Annotated in this window: 9 protein-coding genes; 4 read left to right on the forward strand and 5 right to left on the reverse strand. The window is 65.9% G+C overall.

Annotation, left to right across the window (positions count from 1 at the left end; genetic code table 11):
* Window positions 1-31: 31 nt before the first annotated feature.
* On the reverse strand, window positions 32-1,054 hold the full coding sequence (locus AC5RWT_RS30770) for a universal stress protein (protein WP_494083522.1): 1,023 nt from the start codon (window positions 1,052-1,054) through the stop codon (window positions 32-34).
* Window positions 1,055-1,251: 197 nt separating this feature from the next.
* Between AC5RWT_RS30770 and AC5RWT_RS30775 the strand changes: the two genes are divergently transcribed.
* A complete protein-coding gene (locus AC5RWT_RS30775; protein ID WP_494083523.1) occupies window positions 1,252-1,902 on the forward strand; it encodes an FAD-binding protein in 651 nt (216 codons plus the stop codon).
* A 107-nt stretch (window positions 1,903-2,009) separates the two neighbouring features.
* On the forward strand, window positions 2,010-3,479 hold the full coding sequence (locus AC5RWT_RS30780; protein WP_494083524.1) for an NCS2 family permease: 1,470 nt from the start codon (window positions 2,010-2,012) through the stop codon (window positions 3,477-3,479).
* A 117-nt stretch (window positions 3,480-3,596) separates the two neighbouring features.
* Here AC5RWT_RS30780 and AC5RWT_RS30785 read toward each other — a convergent pair whose 3' ends face one another.
* Window positions 3,597-4,988 (reverse strand): MFS transporter, encoded by a 1,392-nt coding sequence (locus tag AC5RWT_RS30785; RefSeq protein ID WP_494083525.1) that lies wholly within the window; start codon window positions 4,986-4,988, stop codon window positions 3,597-3,599.
* Between the two features lie 159 nt (window positions 4,989-5,147).
* On the opposite strand from AC5RWT_RS30785, the gene AC5RWT_RS30790 reads away from it, so the two are divergent.
* Window positions 5,148-6,080: a LysR family transcriptional regulator gene (locus tag AC5RWT_RS30790; RefSeq protein ID WP_494083526.1), complete on the forward strand. Its 933-nt coding sequence runs from the start codon at window positions 5,148-5,150 to the stop codon at window positions 6,078-6,080.
* A 322-nt stretch (window positions 6,081-6,402) separates the two neighbouring features.
* On the opposite strand, the gene AC5RWT_RS30795 is transcribed toward AC5RWT_RS30790, so the two are convergent.
* The 3 genes from AC5RWT_RS30795 to AC5RWT_RS30805 are packed head-to-tail and all read right to left on the reverse strand — an operon-like array spanning window position 6,403 to window position 8,297.
* The gene (locus AC5RWT_RS30795) at window positions 6,403-7,260 is read right to left on the reverse strand and encodes a spermidine synthase (protein WP_494083527.1); all 858 of its coding nucleotides are present in this window, start codon (window positions 7,258-7,260) and stop codon (window positions 6,403-6,405) included.
* Window positions 7,261-7,263: 3 nt separating this feature from the next.
* Entirely contained in the window at window positions 7,264-7,971 is a 708-nt protein-coding gene (locus AC5RWT_RS30800) for an O-methyltransferase (protein WP_494083528.1), read from the reverse strand.
* The gene (locus tag AC5RWT_RS30805) at window positions 7,968-8,297 is read right to left on the reverse strand and encodes a thiamine-binding protein (protein ID WP_494083529.1); all 330 of its coding nucleotides are present in this window, start codon (window positions 8,295-8,297) and stop codon (window positions 7,968-7,970) included. Before AC5RWT_RS30805 ends, AC5RWT_RS30800 begins: the two co-directional genes overlap by 4 nt.
* Before the next feature lie 211 nt (window positions 8,298-8,508).
* Between AC5RWT_RS30805 and AC5RWT_RS30810 the strand changes: the two genes are divergently transcribed.
* Window positions 8,509-9,459 (forward strand): zinc-binding dehydrogenase, encoded by a 951-nt coding sequence (locus AC5RWT_RS30810; RefSeq protein WP_494083530.1) that lies wholly within the window; start codon window positions 8,509-8,511, stop codon window positions 9,457-9,459.
* The last annotated feature ends 39 nt before the right edge of the window (window positions 9,460-9,498 follow it).

Genomic DNA, 9,498 nt, shown 5'->3' on the forward strand with positions numbered 1-9,498 from the left:
TGTCGGTTCCGGGCCCGCATTATCTGTTGGCCTACTGTTCTTGTGCGTCCGGCAAGGGGCCGAAGTTCCGACGGTCATCCAAGCGGGGATCGTGCTTGTCCGGCACCACCATGACCGGACCCTTGGCATGGTGCAGCACGCCTTGGCTAGTGGAACCGAGCAGCATGCCGGCGAAACCGCCCCGGCCCCGGGTGCCAACCACCAGCAGTTCTGCGGTGCGGGAGGCTTCGATGAGAAGTTCCACTGGAGAGCCGTCCTGGACTTCGCCAACGACGCGCAGCCCGGGGAAGTGGCTCCTGACCCACGCCACACCCGCATCGAGCTGCTCACGGATGTCCGCGTAAAGCGCCTCGCGGTCCAACGGTGCGGGCACCCAGGCCAGCGAGCCCGTAAACGGCGGCATCGCGCAGACGACCTTGAGAGGGAAGCCGAGCCGCTCGGCCTGCTCGGCGGCCACCAAGGTGGCGTTGCGTGCCTGCTCGGAACCGTCGACGCCGACTACCACCACTTTTTCGACGTCTTCCGGGCGCACCGCCTGGTCCTTGGACCGCGGCACCTCTATATCCAGTTCACCCAGCCGCGGGGCGCAGGCCAGCGGAATCGTCACCGTCGGGCAGGCAGCGTGCGCAGGGACCGCACTGCTTACGGAGCCGAGCAAGCGGCCCATGAATCCGCCACGGCCGCGTGTACCGACCACAACCAGCTCGGCCTGTTCGGAGAGCTCCAGCAACACGCCTGCGGCATCGCCCGTTTCCACCCTGGAGTCGATGTCCAGGTCGTAGCCGGCGATCTTCGACACTGCCTGCTCCAGCACCGCCTCGGCACCTTCGCGGATGACGGAATCATCCAAGGTGGCATAGCCTGCATCCATGCTGGACGCAGCGAAAACCGGGACGGTATAGGCGGTCACGACGTGGAGCGGGGTCTTACGGCGCCGCGCTTCCTCCGCAGCCCAAACCAACGCACAGATACTCTGGTCGGAGCCGTCGACTCCAACGACGATGCCGCGGGGTACAGCCCCCTGTCCGGCGTCTCCGGCCCTGGCTTCTGTCATTCGTTCCGCCTCCCTCAACGTGACGCTGGCCTCATCGCCAGTTACCTTCAGCTTACTCTGCAACAAAAGTCTTCTCAGTGGCCGGAAAGTTATGTAGGCTTCGAGGAAATTAGTGTTTAAGAACAGTTTCACAACGCGTTTGCGGGCGGTCCGTTCGCCGTCCGAGGTTCTCCCTACCGGTTCAAGGAGTCCGTGCAGTGAGTGGCGTTCCCACACCAGAAGTGCACACCGAATACACCACCGCAGTGGTCATCGGCTCCGGGTTGCCCGGACTGGCCGTCGCCAGTGAACTGAGCCGCCAGGGCGTGTCCTCGATCGTGGTGGAAGGGCTGCTCTCCCAGCCGGCAGACCAAGGGCGGCGCCCGCGGCTGGCCGACTCGACGCTGCGCAGCGAACGCAATGACCTGCTGCGGCTGCTGCAGGCTTATGCTGCCAGCCACGCATTGGACATCCGTCACAGCACTCATGCTTGCGGCGTGAGTCGGACGTCCGCCCCCACGGGGCGTGGGGCCCAAGGGAACCTTCCCGGCACTCCGCCCGACGCCGGCGCTGCGCACATCCCCTCGATCAGCCGGGACGAAAACGAGAAGTGGGTCATCCGCACTGAAAACGGCGTCCTGGTAGCGGACTCCGTTGTCCTCACGGGCTGTGCCCAGAACCAGATGCGGCGGTTGCTCCGCAGCCTGGGCATCGCGGCCGGCGAAAACCTTGGCGCCGCCCTGACGGCGATCCGTCTCTACCTGGTCGGCGTTGCCGACTTGCTGGCCCCCACCACCCGGGAAATCATCCGGCAGGCGAAAGTGGCCGGCAACGCCATTGCGTCGACCAGCAGGCCGGCCGTCGCCTGACCTGCGGAAGGCAGGGTACACCGCCGTCGTACGCCACCGCACCCGGCAGGCGATAGAATTTTGGGGAAATTCCCGACCATACCACTGACCTGTGGAGGACATCCCCCATGCCCCAAAAGGGAGCAGTAGCCGCCAAAACCTCGGTGCTCGACCGCTACTTCGAGATCACCAAGCGCGGCTCCAACTATTCACGCGAAATCCGTGGTGGCCTGGCCACGTTTTTCGCGATGAGCTACATCGTGGTGCTTAATCCGCTGGTCCTGGGCGGCGCCGATTCAACCGGTGCCATGCTCGGTGCCGAGCGCGTCGCGGCGGTCACCGCCCTGGTGGCCGGCATCCTGACGATCGTGATGGGCGCGTGGGCCAAGTACCCGTTCGCCCTGGCGACCGGCTTGGGTGTGAATGCCTTCATCGCCATCACTGTGGCCACCAACCCCGGCCTGACCTGGCCGGACGTGATGGGCTTGGTGGTGCTCTCCGGCGTCACCATGCTGATCCTGGTGTTGACCGGGTTCCGCACCGCAGTGTTCAATGCCGTGCCGCAGAGCTTGAAGACCGCCATCGTGGTGGGCATCGGCATGTTCATCGCCCTCATCGGTCTGGTCAATGCAGGGTTCATTCGCCGCATCCCGGACGCGGCAGGGACCACTGTTCCCGTCGGCCTCGGCTTCGACGGCGTCCTGCTGGGCTGGCCTACGCTGGTCTTCGTCTTCGGTCTCATCCTGACCATTGCGCTGGTGGTACGCAAGGTCAAGGGCGGCATCCTGATCGGCGTCATCGCCGCGACGGTGCTCGCCGTGGTCATCGAAGCAATAGCTGACGTCGGCCCGTCCATGGGCCCGGAAGGCGCCAACCCGCTGGGATGGTCCCTGGTGGTCCCTGAACTGCCGGGCGGCAGCTGGGTGGGGCTGCCGGATCTGTCTCTGATTGGCCAGGTCAACCTCTTTGGAGCTTTCGGGACGCTGGGCATTACCGCCGCTTCCCTACTGGCCTTCGCGATCCTGCTGAGCATCTTCTTCGATGCCATGGGCACCATGGTGGGCCTGGCCAACGAAGCCGGCCTGACGGACAAAGACGGCAACATTCCGCAGGTTGACCGTGTGCTCATGGTTGACGCGGTGGGCGCAATTGCCGGCGGCGCCGGTTCGGTTTCCTCCAACCAGATCTACGTGGAGTCGGGTGCAGGCATCGGCGAAGGCGCGCGCACCGGCCTGGCCAACGTGGTGACCGGCCTGTTGTTCCTGGTGGCAATGTTCTTCACGCCGCTGATCTCGCTGGTGCCGTTCGAGGCAGTGGCGCCCGCGCTCGTCGTCGTTGGTTTCATGATGGTGGCGCAGGTGGGCAAGATCGACTGGTCGGACTGGGGCGTGGCCATCCCGGCGTTCCTGACGTTCACCCTGATGCCGTTCACGTATTCCATCGCCAACGGCCTGGGGGCGGGCTTCGTCGCCTATGTGCTGGTCCGCACGTTCCAGGGCAGGGCCAAGGACATCCATCCGCTGATGTGGGCGGTGGCCGCCGCTTTCGTCCTCTTCTTCGGCATCGGTCCGGTCGAGCAGCTCATCGGCTTCCGCTGACCGCACCCGCCTGAACGGCGAAGGGACCGGCACCGCCCGCATGGGGTGGTACCGGTCCCTTCGCTTTGCCCTGCCAGGGTCGGGCCCGAACTCAGGCCCAAGGTCGGGCCTGCGCTTCTAGGCCTGGGCCCGCACTTCGGAATCCGTGCGGGATGCGGCATCGGCCCGGTCCAGATCGCGCAACGAGGCGCCCTTTGTTTCGCGGGCGAAGAACACCGCCACGATGGTGATGGCCGAGGCGACCACCAGGTACAGGGCTACCGGCAGCCAGTGGTTGAAGTTCTGGAGCAGCGTGGACGCAATGATCGGGGCCAGCGAACCGGCGAAGATCGACGTCACCTGGTATCCCAATGAGACACCGGAGTACCGCATCCGGGTGGGGAACATCTCAGCCATGATGGCGGGCTGGCCCGCGTACATCAGCCCGTGCACGGCGAGTCCCAGGAAGATTGCAGCCAGGATGATCACCGGGTTCTGCGTATCGAACATCGGGAAGGCCGCGAAGGCCCACACGCCCGACAGGATGGCGCCCGCCATGTAAACCGGCCGGCGGCCGATGGTGTCCGACAGTCGGCCGTAGAAGGGGATGACGACAAAGTGGAAGGCGTGCGCCAGGATCAGCAGGCCCAGCACCGTGGTGACGTCGAAATCGTGGACGGTCTTCAGGTACGTGATGGAGAACGCCACCACAATGTAGTAGATGATGTTTTCCGCCACCCGCAGGCCCATGGCGGTGAAGACGCCGCGCGGGTACTTCTTCATTACTTCAACGACGCCGTAGGACGTGGACTTCACCTTGGCAGACTCAGCCTGGGCTTCGAGGAAGATCGGCGCCTCGGTCACCTTGGTGCGGATGTAGTAGCCCACAAGCACGATCACTGCCGAAAGCCAGAAGGCAACGCGCCAGCCCCATGACTGGAACTCGGCCTCGGAGAGGATGCCGGACATTACCCAGAGCACCACCGTGGCGAGCATGTTGCCCATCGGCACGCCGGCCTGGGGCCAGGACGCCCAGAAACCGCGCTTGGCGGCCGGGCTGTGTTCGGCCACCAGCAGGACCGCACCGCCCCATTCCCCGCCGATGGCAAAGCCCTGGATGAACCTCAGTGCCACCAGCAGGCCGGGCGCCCAGTAACCGATCTGGTCAAACCCGGGCAGGCAGCCCATCAGGAACGTGGCCGCACCGATCAGAACGATGCTCAGCTGCAGCAGCTTTTTCCGGCCAACCTTGTCCCCGAAGTGGCCGAACACGATCCCGCCCAGCGGTCGGGCAATGAAGCCGACGGCGAAGGTGACGAAGGCTGCGATGATCGCGTCAAGCTCGGTGCCGGCATTCGGGAAGAACATGGCGCCGAAAACCAGCGTGGCCGCGGTCGCGTAGAGGAAAAACTCGTACCATTCCACGACCGTGCCCGCCATGGATGCGATGACGACCTTGCGCAGGACCGACGGCGGTGATTCGTGCGTGGTGCCGGACCCGGGGCCGGTGGGTGTAGCGTGGGCGCTCATCATTCTCCTTGCGTGGCGTGCAGAGTGTGCGGTGCGTGGCAGCCGGAACTTCCCCAATGCACTGTGAGTATGGTCACAATCAGACGAAGCCGAGTATTCCGTCTTCCTTCATGTGCATCAATGGCAAACTTTGCACGCCACGTCTGCAAAAATGCAGATATGCCTGCCTCCCCACAGTTCGCGAACCCGGATGACCTGATCATCCTGCTCGCCGTTGCCCGCACCGGCCGCTACACGTCTGCGGCCGAAAACCTTGGCCTCAACCACACCACCGTCTCCCGTCGCATCGGTGCCGTGGAGAAGGCCTTGGGCGGCCGCGTGTTCTCCCGGGCGCCCAGCGGCTGGGAGCTGACCGACCTTGGCCGGAAAGCCGCAGTGGTGGCGGAACGCATCGAAGAATCACTGACCGGGCTCAGCCGCACACCTGATGAAGCAGACCAGTTGGCCGGTGTGGTGAGGTTGTCCGCCACCGACGGGTTCAGCGCCTTCGTGGCAGCCCCGGCCATCGCGCGGCTGCAGCAGCGCCACCCCAAGCTCAGCGTGGAGATCGTCACCGCCGCCCGCAGGGCCTCGCAACACCGGCCCGGCCTGGACTTCGAAGTGGTCGTCGGGCGGCCGCAGGTCATTCGGGCCCGGTCCATCCGGCTGGGCAGCTACGTGCTGGGGCTTTTCGGTTCCCGCGACTACCTGTCAGAACACGGCATCCCGGACAGCGTGCGGGCGGCGATGAACCATCCGCTGGTCTATTTCGTCGACTCGATGCTGCAGGTGGACGATCTCGACGCGCCGCGCCGGCTGCTGCCGGCCATGGCCACCGCCCTGGGGTCCACGAACGTTTTTGTGCACGTCGAGGCCACCCGCGCCGGGGCCGGCCTGGGCCTGCTGCCGTGCTTCATGGCCAACCGCCATCCGGACCTCGTGCGGGTTCTGCCCGAGGAGATCGAGGAGCGGCTCGGGTACTGGCTGGTAGCGCGCCCGGATAGGCTGCGACAGCCGGCGGTGGCCGCCGTGGTCGATGCACTGCGGCGCGAGACCCGCACCAGGGAGGCGGAGCTGCTGGGCAAAGTGCCGGAGAGGGCGGACGGCGGATGAAAGGACGAAGGGCGGATGCCGGTCGCCGGGGAGCCGCAGAACCTAGGGGTGAAAGGGTTCATAACCGTGATGCCGGGCACTGCACCTAACTTGGGGGGATTAGGTTGTCAGCACCCGGCATCCGGCGCCGGAACGAATCCGGCTGAGCAGACATAGCGCTCCAGCCACCATCCATAGTGTCGAAGCCGTTTTTTCTATGCCTGCCTCCGGAGAGCCAGCCGCAAGCGGCTTACTCCCGGGCCTACTACGGCCGCTGAACGGCCGTTCGTGTCCATCTTACAAACAATTTCGGGCCGAAGTCATAACGTTCCGGGAAAGGCCCCTAATTGCCCGGCGGGTCTTGCCGGATTGCCGATCCTCTGTAAAACTTCTCTACCCTCGGCCCGTCCCACAGCTGGGCGGGCACCGCACCGTGCAGCAACTCCCGGACGAGTCCGGGACCGGTTTCCAACGGCTGGTCGCTGGCCGCGATCACCACGTTCCCGTGCCGGCGGCCCTTGAGCATCGGCGGATCGGCGATCATCACCTGGTGCTCAAAAACCTCGCCGATGGTTGCCGCCTCCTCGCGGGCACCGGCCAGCCGGGGCGTATCACCGCAGTTCACCAGATAGACCCCGCCGGGGGCGAGGACGCGGCGCACGTTTCGGGTGAATTCCAGCGTGGTCAATCCATGCGGTGTCTCGCTGCCGGAGAAGACGTCGCGGATGAGCAGGTCCCTGCTGTCATCGCTCAGCGTTTCGGTCACCGCCCGTGCCTCGCCCACCCTGATGCGCACCAGCGGAGCGCGCGGGATGTCGAACCACTGGCGCACCAGGTCCGCCAGCTTCGCATCGATCTCGACGACGACCTGCCGCGCCTGCGGGTAAGCCGCCGCCAAGTACCGGGCCATCGAGCACGCCCCGCCGCCCAAATGCAGGACCCGCAGCCTGGCCTCGGGCTCCCAACGGGATCCGATCAACGCCGCCATCCAGCGCATGTATTCGAAGTCCAGGCGCAGCGGATCGCCGACCACCACGTGGGAGGACTGGACGCCGTTGATTTTCAACAGCCAGCCGTCCGCCGAGTCCGGGTCGCGGACCAGTTCGGCCATGCCGGAGGAGATTTCGTAGCGCCCCTCGGCCGGGCCGCCCGCCGGCTCCCGCTCCCGGACCGTTTCGGCACGGATGCTTCGCCGCCCCATCGGTTACGTGACCAGCGCCAGCGCGAAACCGTCCCAGCCCTTGCCGCCCACGGTCTGGATCGCGGTGGCTTCCAACCGCTTGTCGGAGCCCAGCAGCGCCAGAGCGTCGCGCGTGCCCCGAATGTCGGGATCCTCGGCACCGGCGCCGCCGCCGTCGGACAGGACCTTGCCGGAGCGCACCACGTTGTCCACCACAATCAGGCTGCCCGGCCGGGTCAGCTGCAGCGCCCACTCAAGGTAGTGCCGGTTGTTTTCCTTGTCGGCGTCAATGAACACCAGGTCGAACGGGCCGGCGTTCCCGGCGGCTAGTTGCGGCAGCGTGTCCAGTGCGGCCCCTACCCGGACGCTGACCTTGTGGGCGACGCCGGCCGCTTCGAGGTTGCGCTGCGCGACCTCGGCGTGGTGCGGTTCGTACTCACAGCTGACCAGTTCGCCGTCGTCGGGCAAACCGCGCGCCAACCAAATGGTGCTGTAGCCGCCGAGCGTGCCGATTTCCAGCACCTTGCGGGCTCCGGCCAACTTCGCCAAGAGCATCAGGAGCTTTCCCTGCGGCGGGCTCACCTCGATGGCAGGCAGGCCTTCCCGCGCCGCGCCCTCCCTGGCAGCGACCTGCGATTGGTCCTCACCCACCAAGGTGACGGTCAGGAAGTCTTCGACGGCGGTCCATGCCGCATCGGTGCCGGCAGCCTGGGTCTCCGGGCGGACCGTCACTGCTGGTCCTGTTCGTTGATGGCGGCCTCGAGCCGGTCCAGCTTGCCGGTGAGCTCGCCATAGTAGCCCGGGCGGATGTCGGCCTTGAGCACCAGCGACACGCGCGATCCGTAACGGCCCACGGCCTCGGTGGCCCGTCTGACCACATCCATGACCTCGTCCCACTCGCCTTCGATCGTGGTGAACATGGCGTCAGTGCGGTTGGGCAGGCCCGACTCGCGGACAACCCGGACGGCCTCGGCAACAGCGTCGTGCACGGACGCGTCGTGGGGCGCGGGACCAGCTACGGGGACACCCGAGGGGGCAACAGAGAAGGCTACAAGCATGGCTTCAGTCTTCCATAGGCCCCCTGCAGGCGACAGGGCAGGCGTCACCTGCCGCAACCGGCAAGCCCAACGGCGTTCGAGGCGTGACGCAACGTACATGCATTCGCATGAAAGTCCGGTTTTTCCGGACTAGGCTGGTAGCAGGGGCCGAACCCCGCCCCGTGCCGCGGCTGACGCGGCCACCACCATGTTGCCGAGCCTAGGAGATCCCATGAAAGCGTGGCAGTTCACCAATACCCACGAGCCCCTCAAACTCACCGAGGTCGACGCCCCGACGGCCGCACCCGGCGGCGTGGTCATCGACATCAAGTCGGCGGGCCTGTGCCACTCCGATGTGGGCATGCTCGAGGACGAAGGCTGGCTCTCGACGCTGGCCAAGCGCCCCATCACCCTCGGCCATGAGGTTGCCGGCGTCATTACCGAGGTCGGTGAAGGGGTGACCGAGTGGAGGGTCGGCGACCGCGTTGGCTTCTGCCCCACCACCGAAGCCGGTGCTCCCGGCTACGCGTTCGACGGCGGTTTCTCCTCCAAGGCAGCGATCGACCAACAGGCTTTGGTCCGCATTCCGGACAACGTCAGCTTCTCCCAGGGTGCGGCGGGCACCGACGCCGGCATGACCAGCCACCATGCCGTGATCGCCAACGGCCAGGTCAAGGCCGGCGACAAGGTCGGCATCATCGGCTTCGGCGGCCTGGGCTCGATTGGCGCCCGGGTGGCGGTGCTGGCCGGCGCCGACGTCTACATTGCCGAAGTCAACGAGAAGATTTGGGACCAGGCCAAGGAGATCGGCGCCAAGGACGTGGCCAGGTCCATCGCCGACTTCAAGGAGATCGGCCTGGACGTCATTGTGGATTTTGCCGGTTTCGGCACAACCACCGCCGAGGCCATTGAGACGGTCCGCCGCGGCGGCCGCGTGGTCCAGGTGGGCATGGGCCGGCTGGAATCAACCATCAGCACCAAGGCCCTGATTCTTTCCGAGGTCACTCTGGTCGGGTCGCAGGGGGGCACCAAGGACGACGTACAGGGCGTCTACGAGTACTTCGCGACCGGCAAGCTCACGCCGACCATCACCGAGATCACCTTCGAGGAGATCCCGGAGGGCATTGAGAAGCTCAAGAAGGGCGAGGTCGTCGGACGGTTGGTCGCCAAGATCGCCGACTGACCCCCTGGCAGAATGATTGACGACGGCGGTGTGCACCGC

The sequence above is a fragment of the Arthrobacter sp. Dra40 genome (assembly GCF_059091905.1).

What these genes read in the sequence shown, in the direction of transcription:
- AC5RWT_RS30770 (WP_494083522.1), bottom strand. Translation starts at nt 1,054, where the DNA reads ATGACAGAAGCCAGGGCCGGAGACGCCGGACAGGGGGCTGTACCCCGC.
- AC5RWT_RS30780 (WP_494083524.1), top strand. Translation starts at nt 2,010, where the DNA reads ATGCCCCAAAAGGGAGCAGTAGCCGCCAAAACCTCGGTGCTCGACCGC.
- AC5RWT_RS30785 (WP_494083525.1), bottom strand. Translation starts at nt 4,988, where the DNA reads ATGAGCGCCCACGCTACACCCACCGGCCCCGGGTCCGGCACCACGCAC.
- AC5RWT_RS30790 (WP_494083526.1), top strand. Translation starts at nt 5,148, where the DNA reads ATGCCTGCCTCCCCACAGTTCGCGAACCCGGATGACCTGATCATCCTG.
- AC5RWT_RS30795 (WP_494083527.1), bottom strand. Translation starts at nt 7,260, where the DNA reads ATGGGGCGGCGAAGCATCCGTGCCGAAACGGTCCGGGAGCGGGAGCCG.
- AC5RWT_RS30805 (WP_494083529.1), bottom strand. Translation starts at nt 8,297, where the DNA reads ATGCTTGTAGCCTTCTCTGTTGCCCCCTCGGGTGTCCCCGTAGCTGGT.
- AC5RWT_RS30810 (WP_494083530.1), top strand. Translation starts at nt 8,509, where the DNA reads ATGAAAGCGTGGCAGTTCACCAATACCCACGAGCCCCTCAAACTCACC.